At 63.3% G+C, this 16,278-nt stretch carries 12 protein-coding genes and 2 pseudogenes; 6 read left to right on the top strand and 8 right to left on the bottom strand.

What is annotated here, in order from left to right; all coding sequences use genetic code 11:
- On the bottom strand, positions 1–2,085 hold the full coding sequence (locus tag X742_RS156375; protein WP_023772092.1) for a hydantoinase/oxoprolinase family protein: 2,085 nt from the start codon (positions 2,083–2,085) through the stop codon (positions 1–3).
- A gap of 220 nt (positions 2,086–2,305) precedes the next feature.
- Between X742_RS156375 and X742_RS156380 the strand changes: the two genes are divergently transcribed.
- The 6 genes and pseudogenes from X742_RS156380 to X742_RS156395 all read left to right on the top strand — a co-directional run bounded on the left by X742_RS156380 (position 2,306) and on the right by X742_RS156395 (position 8,928).
- Positions 2,306–3,133 (top strand): ferredoxin--NADP reductase, encoded by an 828-nt coding sequence (locus tag X742_RS156380; protein WP_023772091.1) that lies wholly within the window; start codon positions 2,306–2,308, stop codon positions 3,131–3,133.
- A gap of 211 nt (positions 3,134–3,344) precedes the next feature.
- A complete protein-coding gene (gene deoC, locus X742_RS156385; RefSeq protein WP_031247909.1) occupies positions 3,345–4,391 on the top strand; it encodes a deoxyribose-phosphate aldolase in 1,047 nt (348 codons plus the stop codon).
- Between the two features lie 68 nt (positions 4,392–4,459).
- A pseudogene (locus X742_RS0136855) lies at positions 4,460–5,695 on the top strand (aldehyde dehydrogenase family protein); the annotation flags it as partial.
- 2 nt (positions 5,696–5,697) lie between these two features.
- Positions 5,698–6,981 (top strand): annotated as a pseudogene (locus X742_RS0136850) (aldehyde dehydrogenase family protein); the annotation flags it as partial.
- A 170-nt stretch (positions 6,982–7,151) separates the two neighbouring features.
- The gene (locus X742_RS156390; RefSeq protein ID WP_023772089.1) at positions 7,152–7,883 is read left to right on the top strand and encodes an SDR family oxidoreductase; all 732 of its coding nucleotides are present in this window, start codon (positions 7,152–7,154) and stop codon (positions 7,881–7,883) included.
- 199 nt (positions 7,884–8,082) lie between these two features.
- Positions 8,083–8,928: a fumarylacetoacetate hydrolase family protein gene (locus tag X742_RS156395; protein WP_023772088.1), complete on the top strand. Its 846-nt coding sequence runs from the start codon at positions 8,083–8,085 to the stop codon at positions 8,926–8,928.
- Positions 8,929–9,173: 245 nt separating this feature from the next.
- On the opposite strand, the gene X742_RS156400 is transcribed toward X742_RS156395, so the two are convergent.
- From X742_RS156400 to X742_RS156430, 7 genes are all read right to left on the bottom strand, one after another.
- A complete protein-coding gene (locus X742_RS156400; protein ID WP_023772087.1) occupies positions 9,174–10,172 on the bottom strand; it encodes an ABC transporter ATP-binding protein in 999 nt (332 codons plus the stop codon).
- Between the two features lie 67 nt (positions 10,173–10,239).
- Positions 10,240–11,295 (bottom strand): Gfo/Idh/MocA family oxidoreductase, encoded by a 1,056-nt coding sequence (locus tag X742_RS156405; RefSeq protein WP_023772086.1) that lies wholly within the window; start codon positions 11,293–11,295, stop codon positions 10,240–10,242.
- A gap of 3 nt (positions 11,296–11,298) precedes the next feature.
- Positions 11,299–11,766: a DUF4304 domain-containing protein gene (locus X742_RS156410; RefSeq protein ID WP_023772085.1), complete on the bottom strand. Its 468-nt coding sequence runs from the start codon at positions 11,764–11,766 to the stop codon at positions 11,299–11,301.
- Positions 11,763–12,602 (bottom strand): carbohydrate ABC transporter permease, encoded by an 840-nt coding sequence (locus X742_RS156415; protein WP_023772084.1) that lies wholly within the window; start codon positions 12,600–12,602, stop codon positions 11,763–11,765. The genes X742_RS156410 and X742_RS156415 overlap by 4 nt, the downstream gene beginning before the upstream one ends.
- A 10-nt stretch (positions 12,603–12,612) precedes the next feature.
- The gene (locus tag X742_RS156420) at positions 12,613–13,542 is read right to left on the bottom strand and encodes a sugar ABC transporter permease (RefSeq protein ID WP_023772083.1); all 930 of its coding nucleotides are present in this window, start codon (positions 13,540–13,542) and stop codon (positions 12,613–12,615) included.
- 230 nt (positions 13,543–13,772) lie between these two features.
- Positions 13,773–15,032: an ABC transporter substrate-binding protein gene (locus X742_RS156425; RefSeq protein WP_023772082.1), complete on the bottom strand. Its 1,260-nt coding sequence runs from the start codon at positions 15,030–15,032 to the stop codon at positions 13,773–13,775.
- A 116-nt stretch (positions 15,033–15,148) separates the two neighbouring features.
- Positions 15,149–16,099 (bottom strand): N-acetylmuramic acid 6-phosphate etherase, encoded by a 951-nt coding sequence (locus X742_RS156430; RefSeq protein WP_023772081.1) that lies wholly within the window; start codon positions 16,097–16,099, stop codon positions 15,149–15,151.
- Positions 16,100–16,278 lie beyond the last annotated feature (179 nt).

The following is a 16,278-nucleotide window of genomic DNA, read 5'->3' as shown; positions in this document are numbered from 1 at the left end:
TCAGGCCTCGCCAATGTCGATGATGATGTTGCCGTCGGCGTCGGAGCGTGCGCGGTCGCCCGGTTCGAGCACGGTGGTCGCGTCCATCTGTTCGAGGATCGCCGGCCCTTCGATGACCGCATCGAGCGGCAGCTTTTCCCTGCTATAGACCGGCGTGTCGTGCCAGCGCCCGGCGTACCAGACCGGTCGGATTTCGCGACGCGCCGCGTCGAGCGTTTCTGCCCGCCCGGCCGGGTCGATCAGCCGTGACAGGTCGATCGCCGGACGCACGCCGGTGACGGAGGTGTTGAGGTTCACGAGGTTGGCGCGGATTTCCGGCAACTCCACCTTGAAGCGGGCGAAATAGGCTTTCTCGAACAACGCCTGCAATTGGCTCCGGGTCACCGACGAGGACGGTAGCGGCACGTTGATGATGTGGGTCTGGCCGACGAACTGCATGTCGGCGGAGTGGGAGACGCGGATCGATTCCGGCTTCACCGCTTCCTTGGCGATCAGCTCCTCGCCTTCGTTCCGGTGCCGTTCCAGTACTTGGTGGAGCTGGCTTCCGTCCAGCACGGCCACGGGCTGGTTGATGGTGTTGACGAAGTCGTGGCGCAAATCGGCGACGACGCAGCCGAGCGCGTTGGTGATGCCGGGCCGCGCCGGCACCAGCACTTTGGGCAAGCCGAGTTCGCGGGCGAGCGCCGTCGCATGCAGCGGCCCGGCGCCGCCGAAGGCGAACAGCGCGAAATCGCGCGGGTCGTGGCCGCGCGACACCGACACCATGCGGATGGCGCCGGCCATCTTCATGTTGCCCAGCCTGAGCACCGCGCCCGCGGCCTCGACACCCGACAGGCCGGTTGCCTTGCCGATCCTGTCCTCGAAAATGCCGGCGACGCGCTCCGATGTGACTGGGTTTTCGACGGCCAGCAGCTTCTTCGGCGCTAGCCGGCCAAGCACGAGGTTGGCGTCGGTGATCGTCGGCTCGGTCCCGCCGCGCCCGTAGCAGATCGGGCCGGGATTGGCGCCGGCACTTTCCGGCCCGATCTGAATCAGGCCGGCCGCATCGACGCGGGCGATCGAGCCGCCGCCGGCGCCCACCGTATGCACCGCCACCATCGGCACATGGATGGGCATGGCATATTCGATCTCGATCTCGTTCGAGACAGCCGGCTCGGCGTTGCGGATCAGCGCCACGTCGGTCGAGGTGCCGCCCATGTCGTAGGTAACGAGGTTTTCGAAGCCTGCGCGCTTGCCCGTGTAGGCGGCGGCGATGACGCCGGAGGCGGGGCCCGACATGACCGTCTTGGCCGATTCACGTGTGACGAAGCGGGCCGATATCATGCCGCCATTGCCGTTCATGATCAGGAAGTCGCGGGCATAGCCCTTGTCGGCCAATTCCGTGCGCAGGCGCTCGACATAGCGCTCCAGGATCGGCTGCACCGAAGCGTTGACCGATGCCGTCACCCCGCGCTCGAATTCGCGCGCTTCCGACAATAGCGCATGGCCCGTGGTGATGTAGCCGTTCGGCCAGAGCTCGGCGGCTATTTCGGCGGCGCGCCGCTCATGCGTGGGGTTGGCGTAGGAGTGGAGGAAATGGATGACGAGGGATTCGCAGCCGGCCGCGATGAGCGCCTGTACCGCCTCGCGCATCTCGGCTTCATCAAGCGGCGTGCGCACCGCACCTGATGCCTCGACGCGCTCCGACACTTCGAGGCGCAGGTTGCGCGGAATGATCGGGACGAACGTTCCCGTCATGCCATAGGGTTGCGGCCGTGTCCGCCGACCGAGTTCGATCACGTCGCGAAAACCGCGCGTGGTGATCATGCCGGTCCTGGCCAGCCGGCGCTCCAGCACCGCATTGGTGGTGGTGGTCGTTCCATGCACGATGAGGTCGATACCGTCGATCGGAAAGCCGGTGGCGCCAAGCGCCGAAACCACGCCAAAGGCCTGGTTGTCGACAGTGGTCGGGGTCTTGGCCAGATACACTCTTCCACCGTCCTTGCCGTCGATCAGGAGCAGGTCGGTGAAGGTTCCGCCGACATCGATGCCGGCGACGACGCTGCCCAGGGAATCCGGCGGCTGCACCGAAAAATTCTCTTTCATTGTCGAAACCCGAAATGCTGGGACTACGGATATGCCGCAGTTTGGAAAGGTGTTTTACGGCGGCGTCTTGACGCAAATATCGTTTGTATACTAATAAATTCCGGACACAAGAGCTTACCGCTTCGGTAGCGTGCATTGGCATGCCGGAACCTGAATGGTTCGGGCGCGCACGGGAAAGTTTGGCGCCCGCGTCTGTCATTGGGCGAGAAGGTTGGAATTGATGAACACCACGCCCTCGTTCAACACCGCTGAAGCCCGCCCGCTGCAGTTTCCGATTCCGGCCAATGTCTATGCCGAAACCGTCGTCTCGGTGAAACACTATACCGACCGGTTGTTCTCGTTCCGCATCACCCGGCCGCAATCGCTGCGCTTCCGCTCGGGCGAATTCGTCATGATCGGCCTGCCCAATGCCGAGAAGCCGGTGTATCGCGCCTACTCCGTCGCCAGCCCGGCCTGGGACGAAGAGCTGGAATTCTTCTCGATCAAGGTGCCGGATGGCCCGCTGACCTCGGAACTGCAGAAGATCCAGGTCGGCGACACCGTCATCATGCGCCAAAAATCGACCGGCACGCTGGTCGTCGACGCGCTGACCCCCGCCAAGCGCCTGTTCATGATCTCGACCGGCACCGGCATCGCGCCCTTTGCCAGCCTGCTGCGCGATCCCGACACTTACGAGAAGTTCGACCAGCTGATCCTGACCCACACCTGCCGCGACAATGCCGAGCTGATCTACGGCCAGGAACTGGTGGCGGCGCTCGAAAGCGACCCGCTGATCGGCGAGCTGACCACTGGGCGCGTCACGCTCTACAATTCGACGACCCGCGAAGAGTCGGCGCGCATGGGCCGCATCACCGCGCTGATCGGCTCCGGCAAATTCTACAGCGACCTCGGCATCGAAAAGCTCAATCCCGAAACCGACCGCGTCATGATCTGCGGCTCGATGCACATGCTGAAAGACGTCAAGGAGCTGGCCGAAAGCCTCGGCTTCCAGGAAGGTTCGCTCAGCCATCCCTCGAGCTTCGTCGTCGAACGCGCCTTCGTCGGCTGAGGCCAGCGCGTCTCCCAGAAAGCTGGTTTTGACCTTCCGGTCAAAAATCAGCTGCTTTCGCGGCCTTTTTCAGCTATCCCTCGCTTGAGGACTCGTGAAGCGCGACTTCGCGGGCTATCTTCGTGCGTGTCGCCCAAAACTGTCGACGGCTTTGGGGTAAAGATGCGCGCCGAGATATCAAGCGCACGCCACTTGAATGAAAGGGCAGGAGATGAGCAGCACCATCCGCGAAGCCGATCTTGGCACCAAGGTGACGCCGCTGCCGGCACGCGCCGCCGCCAACACGCCGGTGCCGCTGGACCATCACATCACGCGCAATCCCGGCCTGAAACTCGACCTCGGTTTTCTCGAATCGGTACGCAGCGTCAACCGCTCCGCGCTGGAACGCCGCGTCGCCAGCCTGACCAAGCGGCGCTCGATCAAGGCCGACAACCAGGCGGCATGGCTGCTGCGGGCGATCGCCTGCATGGATCTGACGACGCTCAACTCCAACGACACCGAGGAGCGCGTGCGCCGGCTCTGCGCCAAGGCGATCAACCCGCTGGGCCGCGACATCATCGGAGGTCTCGGCATTGCGGGCGAGACCATCCGGCCGGCCGCCGTCTGCGTCTACCATCCCTTCGTCGCCACGGCCGTGGACGCGGTGCGCGGCACCGGCATCCATGTCGCCGCGGTCTCCACCGCCTTCCCGCATGGCTTGGCGCCGCTGTCGACCCGGTTGCAGGAGATCGAGGCCTCGGTGAAGGACGGCGCCGACGAGATCGATGTCGTCATCCCGCGCGGCCTGGTGTTCGGCGCCAAGTGGCGCGAGCTTTACAATGAGATCGTCTCGATGCGTGCCGCCTGCGGTGACGCGCATCTCAAGGTCATTTTGGGGACCGGCGACCTCGCCACGCTGCGCAATGTCATGCTGGCCTCGATGGTGGCGATGATGGCGGGTGCGGACTTCATCAAGACCTCGACCGGCAAGGAAAGCGTCAACGCCACGCTGCCCGTCGGCCTCGCCATGGTGCGCGCCATCAGGGCCTATTTCGAGGAAACAGGCTATCTCATCGGCTTCAAGCCGGCGGGTGGCATTTCCACCGCGAAAGTGTCGCTCGACTGGCTGGTGCTGATGAAGGAGGAACTCGGCCGTCCATGGCTGGAGCCCGAGCTGTTCCGCTTTGGCGCCTCTAGCCTGCTGACCGATATCGAACGTCAGCTCGAGCATCATCTGACCGGGCATTATTCGGCCAATCACCGCCACGCGATGGCTTGAGCACCCCACCCCGATCGGCTTTGCCGATCGGGGTCTCCCCACAAGTGGGAGGGTGAAGGAGGAACCTGATGAATATCCTTGAACGCTATCACGCCATGGAATACGGCCCGGCGCCGGAGGCTCGCAACGAGGCCGATGCCTGGCTGGCCGGGCGCGATTTCTCCAAGGCCTTGTTCATCGGTGGCGACTGGAAAGCGGCCGGCGGCGGCAAGACCTTCGACACCAGCGAGCCGTCTTCCGGCAAGCTGTTGGCCAAGGTGTCCGATGCCAATGCCGCCGACATCGACGCGGCGGTTGCTGCCGCCGCAAAGGCGTTGCCGAAATGGAGCGCCAGTTCCGGATACCAGCGCGCGAAAGTGCTCTACGCCATCGGCCGCGCCATGCAGCGTCACCAGCGGCTGTTCGCGGTGGTTGAGACGATCGATAACGGCAAGCCGATCCGCGAAAGCCGCGACATCGACGTGCCGCTGGCAATCCGCCATTTCATTCACCATGCCGGCTGGGCTCAGGCGCTGGACAGGGATTTTCCCGGCCAAAAGGGTGTCGGCGTCGTCGGCCAGATCATCCCGTGGAATTTTCCGCTGCTGATGCTGGCCTGGAAGATCGCACCGGCGCTTGCGGCGGGCTGCACCGTGGTGCTGAAGCCGGCCGAGTTCACGCCGCTGACATCGATCCTGTTCGCCGAGATCTGCGAACGCGCCGGCGTTCCGAAAGGCGTCGTCAACATCGTGCAGGGCGGTCCGGAAGCGGGTGCGGCGATCGTCAACCACCCTGGCATCCAGAAAATCGCCTTCACCGGCTCCTCGGAAGTCGGCAAGATCATCCGCAAGGCCACCGCCGGGTCAGGGAAAAAACTGTCGCTGGAACTTGGCGGCAAGTCGGCCTTCATCGTCTTCGAGGACGCAGATCTCGACAGCGCCGTCGAGGGTCTGGTCGACGGCATCTGGTTCAACCAGGGCCAGGTCTGCTGCGCCGGTTCGCGGCTGCTGGTACAGGAAGGCATCGCCGACGCCTTGATCGCCAAAGTCAAGACGCGGATGAGCCGGCTGCGTGTCGGCAGCCCGCTCGACAAGAACACCGATATCGGCCCGCTGGTCGATCTGACCCAGCTCGACCGGGTCAAGGGACTGATCGCCGAAGGTGCCCGGCAGGGCGCCGTCTGCTGGCAGCCGGATGCAACGCTGCCGTCTTCCGGCTATTATCACCTGCCGACGCTCGCCACCGGTGTACCGCCGGCTAATATCCTGGCGCAAGAAGAGGTGTTCGGGCCGGTGCTCGCCACCATGACCTTCCGCAACACCGAGGNGTCTGCTGGCAGCCGGATGCAACGCTGCCGTCTTCCGGCTATTATCACCTGCCGACGCTCGCCACCGGTGTATCGCCGGCTAATATCCTGGCGCAAGAAGAGGTGTTCGGGCCGGTGCTCGCCACCATGACCTTCCGCAACACCGAGGAAGCGATCGAACTCGCCAACAACACGCGCTATGGCCTCGCGGCCTCGGTATGGAGCGAGAACGTCAACCTGGCGCTCCATGTCGCGCCGCAATTGAAGGCCGGCGTGGTCTGGGTCAACGGCACCAACATGTTCGACGCCGCCTGCGGCTTTGGCGGCTATCGCGAGAGCGGCTTCGGCCGCGAGGGCGGGCGCGAGGGCATGTTCGAATATCTCTCGGCAAAACTGCCGCTCGGCCCGGTGATCAAACCAGCGACGTCTTCGGCGCAGCCCGTGGAACAGGCGGACGGCGTCGCTATCGACCGCACGGCGAAGCTGTTCATCGGCGGCAAGCAGGTGCGGCCGGACGGCAATTACTCGCTTGCCGTCGCCACCGCCAAGGGCAAGCTCGCCGGCGAAGTCGGGCTCGGCAGCCGCAAGGATATCCGCGATGCGGTTTCGGCTGCCCGCGCCTGCAAAAGCTGGCCGGAGGCGACCGCCTACAACAGGTCGCAGGTGCTTTATTACCTGGCCGAGAACCTTTCCGGCCGCGCGGAAGAATTTGCCGCCCGGCTCACCGAACTGACCGGAGCCAATGCCAAGGCCGCGCGGGACGAGGTGGAGCTCTCGATCGAGCGGCTGTTCCTCTATGCCGGCCTGGCCGACAAGTTCGAGGGACGCGTGCACCACCCGCCAGCGCGTGCCGTGACGCTGGCGCTGCACGAGCCTGTTGGCGTCGTCGGCATCGTGGCGCCGGACGATCAGCCCCTGCTCGGCTTCATCTCGCTGGTCGCGCCGGCGCTGGCCATGGGCAACACGGTGGTCGCCGTGCCGTCGGAACGGTATCCGCTGCTGGCCACCGATCTCTATCAGGTCATCGAATATTCCGATGTGCCGGCCGGCGCCGTCAACATCATCACCGGACGCACCGCGGAGCTTGCCGTCGTGCTGGCCAAGCACGACGACGTCGACGGACTGTGGCTGTTCACCGACGCGGATACCTGCGCCAAGGCGGAAGCCGAGTCCATCGGCAACCTCAAACGCGTCTGGAGCGGCAACGGCCGCAGTCTCGACTGGGCCTCGGAAGATGCCAGCGGTGACGTTTTTCTGCGCCGTGCCATCGAGGTGAAGAATGTCTGGGTGCCTTACGGCGACTAAGGCCCAGAGTGATCGCGATCGGGCTTGACGCCTGGCCATATGTTCTTTAACGAGAAAAAACATCTTTATCAGTGAACTGGCACCGGCCGCACAATCGCGCCTGACTGGCACATGACGCTTTCGCCGGCAGCCGATAAAGGCAATTGACCCAAGCAGGCGAGGAACAAAGCATGGCGGAACTGGCGGGCAAGGTCGTTGTCATCACGGCAGCGGCGCAAGGCATCGGCAAGGCGAGCGCGCTGGCCTTCGCCAAGGCTGGCGCCACCGTCCATGCCACCGACATCAACGAGACGCTGCTGGCGGAACTCGCCAAGACATCAGGGATCAAGACCCGTAAGGTCGACGTGCTCAACGACGAGGCGGTCAATGCCGCCTTTGCCGAGATCGGCGCCGTCGACGTGCTGTTCAATTGCGCCGGTTTCGTCCATTCGGGTTCGATCCTGGAGATGAAGGACGCCGATCTCGATTTCGCTTTCAATCTCAACGTGCGCGCCATGATCCGAACCATCCGGGCGGTGCTGCCCGGCATGCTGGAGCGTGGCGACGGGTCGATCATCAACATGGCTTCGCTCGCCAGTTCGACCAAGGGCGTGCCAAACCGCTTCGCCTATGGCCTCACCAAGGCCGCCGTGATCGGGCTGACCAAGGCGGTCGCGGCCGACTATGTCGGCAAGGGCATACGCTGCAACGCCATCTGCCCCGGCACGGTCGAAAGCCCGTCGCTGCAGGACCGCATGCACGCCCAGGGCGATTACGACGCCGCCCGCGCCGCTTTCATCGCCCGCCAGCCAATGGGCCGGCTCGGCACGCCAGAGGAGATCGCCGATCTCGCCGTCTACCTGGCCGGCGCCAGCTACACGTCCGGACAGGCCTATAATATCGACGGCGGCTGGTCGATCTGAGCGCTGCCTGGGGACAACCGGACATCGGGTTTGGTGCAGGATCGGGAAGTCTGAAAATCCCGCCCGCCGGCCGCCAATAGAGGCTGTTCGCGCTTGTCGTTAAGCAGGCCCATGGCTAGGCTCCGGCGGGTTCCAGAGGACGGCCGCCCCGGCGGAGAGTTTGTAGGACGGCCACGAGGCCGCAATCAGGAGAAGATGCATGAAACTGCTGCGCTATGGCGAGGTGGGAAGCGAACGTCCCGGCCTGCTCGATGCGGATGGAACGATCCGCGATCTCTCCGCCCATGTCGCCGATATTGCCGGCACGACACTTCATCCGGCCTCGCTGGACATGCTTTCGAAGCTCGATGCGAAGTCGCTGCCGGCGGTTTCCGGCAAGCCGCGCCTTGGCGCCTGCGTTGCCGGCACCGGCAAGTTCATCTGCATCGGCCTCAACTATTCCGACCATGCCGCCGAGACCGGGGCCACCGTGCCGCCGGAACCGATCATCTTCATGAAGGCAAGCTCGGCCATCGTCGGCCCGGACGACGACGTGCTGATCCCGCGCGGCTCCGAGAAGACCGACTGGGAAGTCGAGCTCGGCGTGGTCATCGGCAAAACCGCCAAATATGTCAGCGAAGCCGACGCGCTCGACCATGTCGCCGGCTATTGCGTCTCCCATGACGTGTCCGAACGCGCCTTCCAGGCCGAGCGCCAGGGCCAATGGACCAAGGGCAAGAGCTGCGACACGTTCGGCCCGACCGGCCCGTGGCTGGTAACCAAGGACGAAGTATCAGACCCGCAGAACCTGAAGATGTGGCTGACGGTCAACGGCAAGACCATGCAGAACGGCTCGACCAAGACCATGGTCTACGGAGTGGCCTATCTCGTCTCCTACCTCAGCCAGTTCATGTCGCTGCACCCCGGCGACATTATCTCGACCGGCACCCCGCCCGGCGTCGGGCTCGGCATGAAGCCGCCGGTGTTCTTGAAGGCTGGTGATGTTGTCGAGCTGGGGATCGAGGGATTGGGTCAGCAGAAGCAGACGTTCAAGGCTGACGTTTAGAGCAGTTCCGGACGGAAAACCGTTTCACACTTTCCCTGGAATTGCTCTAGGCGTGACATTTTAGGCGCTGGCGCTGCCCCTCATCTGGCTGCCGTCATCTTCTCCCCGTAGAACGGGGAGAACGGCGCTGTCGTTACTGCTTTTGCCAATCGCCGGCGCTGGAGCTACCTTCCTTCTCCCCGTCACTATACGGGGAGAAGGTGCCGGCAGGCGGATGAGGGGCGGCGCAAACCTATGTTGCGATACTACTTCAGCACTTTCCCATCCGCGCCAAACCGATACGTCTTCCCTGGCTCCGGCGTCGCATAAAGCGTCGCGCCGGGCTCGGCGTCATAAACACCGAAAATGCGCACGGTGATCAGGCCGGCTTTCTCGCAGTCGAGATAGAGATTGGTGTCGGCGCCGAGATGTTCGGCATGCACCACCGTGCCCTTCCAGGCGCCGGATTTCGGATCGACCGTCAGGTGCTCCGGCCGCACACCGATGGTCTTGGCTGTCTCGCCGAGCCGGGCGCCGTCGACGAAATTCATCTTCGGCGAGCCTATGAAGCCGGCGACGAACTCGTTTGCCGGCGAATTGTAGAGTTCCATCGGGCCGCCGATCTGCTCGATCTTGCCGGCATTGAGCACCACGATCTTGTCGGCCAGCGTCATCGCCTCGACCTGGTCGTGGGTTACGTAGATCATCGTCGCCTTCAGCCGGCGATGCAGTTGCGCGATCTCCAGCCGCGTGTTGACGCGCAGCGCCGCATCGAGGTTCGACAGCGGTTCGTCGAACAGGAAAAGTTTCGGCTCGCGCACCACGGCGCGGCCGATGGCGACGCGCTGGCGCTGGCCGCCGGAAAGTTCCGCAGGTCGTCTTTCGAGATAGGGCTCCAGCGACAGCATGGACGAGGCGATGCCGATGCGGCGGTCGATTTCCGCCGCCGGCGTGTTCGCCTGCTTGAGGCCGAGGCCCATATTGTTCTTCACCGTCAGATGCGGATAGAGCGCATAGGTCTGGAACACCATGGCGATGCCGCGTTTCGCCGGCGGGGTGACCGAGACATCCTCGCCATCGATCAGCACCCGGCCCGAGGTCGAATCCTCCAGACCGGCGATGACCCGGAGCAATGTCGACTTGCCGCAACCCGAAGGGCCGACAAAGACGACGAACTCGCCATCCGTCACTTCAAGGTCGATGCCCTTGAGCACCTCGACCGGCCCAAATGCCTTTTTCACGTTCTCGATTTTTAGCGAGCCCACGGCAGTCCTCCAAATTGATGAGTGGGCGCCAAGCGGGCGCCGTAGGGCGCGGAAGACCACAGCCTAATCATAGCCGCACCGCCTTTCCGCCGCGCACGCTCTCGTCGGCGGCAAGGCAGACGGCGAGCGACCGCACCGCGTCGTCCATATGTCTGGTGAGATCGATATCCTCGCGGATCGCCTTGAGGACGAAAGCCTGTTCGAGATCGCAGAGATCCTGATGGCCGGGTTCGCCTTCCATCGACAGCATCTCGTCCGCCTTTACGAACTTGCCGTCCGCGCCGGTCGCGGCGCTGTGCAGGCGGATGGTCGAGGTCTTGGTGTGGGTGTCGATGTCGTCGGACTTCACGCCCTCCTTCATGACGATCGACACGCAGCCCTTGGGCGAAATCACGTCCTTCACGAAGAAGGCGGTTTCCGAAATCATCGGACCCCAGCCGGCCTCGTACCAGCCGACCGAGCCGTCATCGAACAGCACCTGCAGATGGCCGTAATTGTACATGGAAGGCGCGACTTCCTCGGTCAGCCGCACGCCCATGCCGCGCACCTCGACCGGCTTGGCATCGGTGATCTGCAGCATGACGTCGAGATAATGCACGCCGCAATCGACGATCGGCGATGTCGTCTGCATCAGCTGCTTGTGCGTCTCCCAGGTATGGCCCGAGGATTGCTGGTTGAGGTTCATGCGGAACACGTAGGGACCGCCGAGCTTGCGCGCTTCGGCGATCAACCGGATCCAGGACGGGTGGTGGCGCAGGATATAGCCGATCACCAGCTTTCGGCCGTTGGCCTTGGCTGCCGCGACGACACGCCTGGCATCGGCCACCGTCGTTGCCAGCGGCTTTTCGACGAAGACATGGCATCCGGCCTCGAACGCCTTCACCGCATAATCGGCATGGCTGTCGGAATAGGTGGCGACGCAGGCGACGTCGGGCTTTTCGTCGCGCAGGGCGTCATCGAACGAACGCCTGATGCCATAGAAGGAAAGCCCCCCAGGCAAAGGCACGTCGGAGCGGTTGACCAGCGCGGCGATCTGAAAACCCGGATTGGTGTGATAGGCCAGCGCATGGCTGCGGCCCATATTGCCGAGGCCGGCGACGACGACGCGAAGGGGTTCAGTCATGTATCAATTCACCTTTTCTTGCGTGCGAGCCTTGAGAGCAACCATGACATGAGGCTCGCATTCGTCCGCGACCTGCAAGGCAGCTTGTTCGCTGTCGCAGCGAGACAGAAGCCTGAAGCCGTAGGCATCGACTCCGTCCTTGACCAATGAAAGCCTCTGATCGTCAGACAAGAGCTGCTCCAGATTGAGGGCCTGCTCGAATGCCTTTGACTGCTCGTCTCCCATCAAGGAATTAACGCGCCAACGAATGTGACAATTGTATTCCTTCGGCCGGCGCTCCGGCCCGAGCCGCGTAAACCAGACAGCAGCGTTGATATAGAACCGCGGCCCCCAGGAAGACCTCTGAAGGTTCAGCACGCAGATCGTCTCCGGCCATTCCCGGTAGAAATTCTTGGCGCGCACACCGCGAAATCCATGCCGGCTCGCCGTCTCGACAAGGGCCTGTCCGACAATCTCCTGACCGTCGCTCACTTGACGGCCCCCGACGTGATGCCGCGGATCAGCTGCCGCGAGAAGATGACATAGAGGACCAGCACCGGTAGGATCGCCAGCGACAGTGCTGCCAGGATGGCGTTCCAGTTGGTGACGAACTGGCCCAGGAAAAGCTGGGCGCCGAGCGTCACCGTCTTGGTCTCTTCCGACGGCGCCAGGATCAGCGGAAACCACAGATCGTTCCAGATCGGGATCATGGTGAAGACGGCGACGGTTGCCATCGACGGCCGCACCAGCGGCACGACCAGCCGGAAGAAGATGGTGTATTCCGACAGGCCGTCGATGCGGCCGGCGTTCTTCAGATCGTCGGACACCTGCTTCATGAATTCGGACAGGATGAAGACGGCGAGCGGCAGCCCCTGCGCGGTGTAGACCAGGATCAGCGCGGTCAGCGTGTTGACCAGCCCGCTCGCCACCATCAATTGGAGGATGGCGACGGTGGCGAGCCGGATCGGGATCATGATCCCGAGCGCTAAATAAAGCCCCATCATCGTGTTGCCGCGAAAGCGATATTCCGACAGCGCGAACGCAGCCATGGCGCCGAACAGAAGCACGAAGAACAGCGAGCCGACGGTGACGACGAGGCTGTTCTGGAAATAATGGATGAAGTCGCCCTGGCCGATCACCGTGGTGTAGCCGATCAGGTCGAACGTCTTTGGCGTCGGCGGCGTCAGCGGCGCGCCGAAGATGCCGGCGCGGGACTTGAACGAATTCATGATGACCAGGATCACCGGAAACAGCGCGATCGCCGTGTAGGTCAGCAGGATCGCGTGGGCGCCGATGGCGCGGGGCAGTGAACGGGTGGCGATGCTCATCTTCGTCCCCTCAGAACTGGTAGCGACGCAGGCGCGTCTGGATGAGGAAGAGGTAGACGCAGACACCGCCCAGGATGATCAGGAACATGATCGTGGCGATGGTCGCGCCCATGTTGGGGTCGCCGACCTGCAACTGGAAGCCGAAGAAGGCGCGGTAGAGGAAGGTGCCGAGAATATCGGTCGAATAATTGGGACCCGCGAGCGCGCCCTGCGCGGTGTAGATCAGGTCGAAGGCGTTGAAATTGCCGACGAAGGTGAGGATCGAGATGATGCCGATCGACGGCAGGATCAGCGGCAGCTTGATCTTCCAAAACTGCGACAGGCCGGTGATGCCATCGCATTCGGCCGCCTCGAGCACCTCTTCCGGGATCGACAGCAGCGCGGCATAGATCAGCATCATCGGAATGCCGATGAATTGCCACACCGAGATCAGACTGAGCGCGGTCAGCGCGTATTGCTCCTTGCCGAGCCAGGGCGTGAACAGGCTCTTCAGCCCGACGAAGTCGAGCAGATGCGGCGCCACGCCCCATAGCGGCGACAGGATCAGCTTCCAGGCAAAGCCGACGATGACGAAGGACAGGATGGTCGGCACGAAGATCGCGGTGCGGTAAAAGGCGGCGAACCTCAGCCTCGGGCTGGAGAGAATTGCCGCCAACAGCACGCCGACGGGGTTCTGCACCAGCATGTGGATGATGAAGAACCAGACATTGTTACGCAGCGCATTCCAGAAATTGACCGACCAGTTGGGGTCGCCGAACAAGGTGCGGAAATTGTCCAGGCCGACGAATATCTGGGACTGGTCGACATTGCGGAACAGCGAGAGCTGCAGCGTGCCGGCGAGCGGCAGGATCATGATCGCCGTGTAGACGAGCACCGCCGGCGCCAGGAAGACGGCGATATGCCAGCGGAATGGTCTTTTGGGTCGTGTTTGTGCGGCCATGAGTTCGGTCCCCGCCGTCTCTCGGTTCCAGATGATGTGATGCTAGATGATGCCCCGATGCGTGGCCCAAACCTTGCCCGGCGCGGCAAGACAAAAGCCTGCGACTGGTCAGCCAGCCTTCCCCAACAGCAAGGGTAAGGCCGTGAGGCAGAGCCGACAATCGCAATATGAAAACAGGATAATCCGGAACCGGCCGGGCATGCGCCCAGCCGGCTCCGCTGCCTGAGCTCTTACTTGGCCGGCTTATACCAGCTGTCGAGACCGGTCTGCAGCTTCTTGGCCGCGGCTTCGGGCGTATCGGTGCCGTTGATGACGTTGGCCGATTCAACCCAGGTCTCGTTTTCGAGGTTCGGCGTGCCGCGCGACAGGATCTGGTAGGTCGAGCGGATCGTCGACTTGCACTTGCCGCGCCAGGAGACGAATTCCTGCGCCAGCGGGTCTTCCATCTTCACCGGCGCGGAGTTCAGGCTGAAGAAGCCCGGCAGCGCGTTGGCGTAGATGGTGGCGAAATCAGGCGAGGCCACCCAGGACAGGAAGGTCTTGGCCGCGTCCGCGTGCTTGGAGGCTGCGTTCAGGCCCATGCCGATATCGGTATGGTCGGAGATGTAGCAGGTGTCGCCGGCCTTCTCGACCGGCGGCGGGAAGGCCCCCATCTTGAACTGGGCCTGGGTGTTGAACAGGCCGATTTCCCATGAGCCGGCCGGATAGATGGCGGCCCGGCCGAGCGTGAACAGGTTCTGGCTGTCGGGATAGGTCTGGGCCTCGAAGCCGTCGCCCAGATAAGGCTTCCACTTGGCCAGTTCCTCATACGGCGCGACCCAGTCCTTGTCGGTCAGCTTCTGATCGCCCTTGATCAGCGCCTTGCGGCCATCCTCGCCCTTCCAGTAGTTGGGGCCGATGTTCTGGTAGCCCATGGTCGCGGCCTCCCAGAGATCCTTAGTGCCCATCGCCATCGGGATGTAGGTGCCGTCGGCCTTGATCTTGTCGAGCGCGGCGAAGAACTCGTCACGGGTCTGAGGCACCTTGATGCCGAGCTTGTCGAAGGCGTCCTTGTTGTAGATGAAGCCGTGGATGACGGATGCCATCGGCACGCAGAAGCTCGCCTTGCCGTCATCGGTCTGCCAGGCGGACTTGGCGACCGGCGAGAAGTTGTCCATGCCGGGCAGCGCCGAGAGGTCGGCAAGGTTGCCCTTCTTGAACAGTTCGAGCGACTTGTCGAAGGGGCGGCAGGTGATCAGGTCGCCAGCCGAGCCGGCGGCGAGCTTGGCGCCGAGGGCGGCGTCATACTCGGTCGGGGCCGAGGGGGCGAACACCACCTTGATGCCGGGGTTCTTGGCTTCGAAGGCCGGGATCAGCTTGTCCTTCCAGATGGCAAGGTCGTCGCCGCGCCAGCTTTCGATGTTGAGCGTTACGTCCTCGGCGTGAGCCAATCCGGCCGAGCCGAGAATGCTGGTGCCCAGAAGCAGTGCCGTCAGTAGTTTCGTTGTCATGCTCAGTCTCCCTGTTGACCTTTTTCAGGTTCGGTTTTGATGAGAACCCAGGCTTTGGAGCCCTTGTTCCCCTCGCAAGCCCGTTTCACCCCGATGGGAATCGGGATGAAACTGGCCTATTTCTTTGTTGGAGCGTGATCTTTTCCGAAAAGCGGTTTCCACTTTTCGGGATCATGCCCCAGCGCGGAAAGGGCTGGCCGCAGCTTCTGGCCTGTCCGTTCCAGTATCTTCCGCGCCGCATCGGCGCTGTCGGCGCCGGCGGCGAGCAGAATGGCTGTCTTGACCGCGCCGCCGCTCTTTTCGAGCAGGCTGACGGCCTCTTCCTGGCCGCGGCCGCTGACGGCGGCGACGATGCGCGCCGCCCGGTCGCGCAGCTTCATATTGTCGGCCAGGAGGTTGACCATGTAGCCGTCATGGACATGGCCAAGATGAACGGCGGTCAGTGTCGACAGCATGTTGAGCGCGATCTTCTGCGCCGTTCCGGCGCCCATGCGGGTCGAACCGGCGATCACTTCCGGCGGCGTCTCGAGCAGGATGGCGGTGTCGGCCTGCTGGAGCAGAGCCGAACCCTTGTTGTTGGCGATGCCGATGGTGGCGGCACCCCGGCGCCGCGCCTCCTCGATGGCGCCCACCGCATAGGGCGTCGTGCCGCTGGCGGAAAGGGCGATCAGGCAATCGCCCACGCCGATACCGGCATTGGCAACCGCCGTCGTGGCCGCCTCGGTGTCGTCCTCGGGCCCGCCGGCCAGTGCCCTCAAGGCGTTGTCGCCGCCGGCGATCAGGATGGCAATGCGATCGCGCTGGATGCCGAACGTGCCCGGCAATTCCAGCGCATCGGCCAGCGCCATCAGGCCGGAGCTGCCGGCTGCGGCATAGGCGAGCTTGCCGCCGTCGCTCAGGCAGCCGGCAATGATCTCGGCTGCCCTGGCGATGGAGGGAATGGCGTTTCGGACCGCTTTCGCGGCCTCGACCTGCGCATCGGCCAGCGAAGCAAGGATGACTTCGGGAGCCCGGATATCCAGCCCCTCGGCATTCCCATGCAACGCTTCGGTGCGCGTTTCGGCCATCCCAGTTCCTCCAATCGACAAAACAATACCAAAAAAATACCACTTGTCCACATGCATTAACGAATTCGCGGACGGGAAATCGGTGAGCCGACGAATTGCGGAACCTTTTCAATGAGATACCGCTTAATCTTTTTGAAACGGAAATTAACCCTTGGCTATTGGTATTTTATTGGTATTAT

It is taken from the genome of Mesorhizobium sp. LNHC229A00, assembly GCF_000502415.1.
Taxonomy (GTDB): Bacteria; Pseudomonadota; Alphaproteobacteria; order Rhizobiales; family Rhizobiaceae; genus Mesorhizobium.
The sequence above is the reverse complement of the archived record's forward strand: the minus strand, read 5'-3'. Positions and strand labels throughout refer to the sequence as shown.

Coding starts and splice junctions, on each gene's coding strand:
- X742_RS156375 (WP_023772092.1), bottom strand. CDS start 2,085: ATGAAAGAGAATTTTTCGGTGCAGCCGCCGGATTCCCTGGGCAGCGTC.
- X742_RS156380 (WP_023772091.1), top strand. CDS start 2,306: ATGAACACCACGCCCTCGTTCAACACCGCTGAAGCCCGCCCGCTGCAG.
- deoC (WP_031247909.1), top strand. CDS start 3,345: ATGAGCAGCACCATCCGCGAAGCCGATCTTGGCACCAAGGTGACGCCG.
- X742_RS156390 (WP_023772089.1), top strand. CDS start 7,152: ATGGCGGAACTGGCGGGCAAGGTCGTTGTCATCACGGCAGCGGCGCAA.
- X742_RS156395 (WP_023772088.1), top strand. CDS start 8,083: ATGAAACTGCTGCGCTATGGCGAGGTGGGAAGCGAACGTCCCGGCCTG.
- X742_RS156405 (WP_023772086.1), bottom strand. CDS start 11,295: ATGACTGAACCCCTTCGCGTCGTCGTCGCCGGCCTCGGCAATATGGGC.
- X742_RS156415 (WP_023772084.1), bottom strand. CDS start 12,602: ATGAGCATCGCCACCCGTTCACTGCCCCGCGCCATCGGCGCCCACGCG.
- X742_RS156420 (WP_023772083.1), bottom strand. CDS start 13,542: ATGGCCGCACAAACACGACCCAAAAGACCATTCCGCTGGCATATCGCC.
- X742_RS156425 (WP_023772082.1), bottom strand. CDS start 15,032: ATGACAACGAAACTACTGACGGCACTGCTTCTGGGCACCAGCATTCTC.
- X742_RS156430 (WP_023772081.1), bottom strand. CDS start 16,099: ATGGCCGAAACGCGCACCGAAGCGTTGCATGGGAATGCCGAGGGGCTG.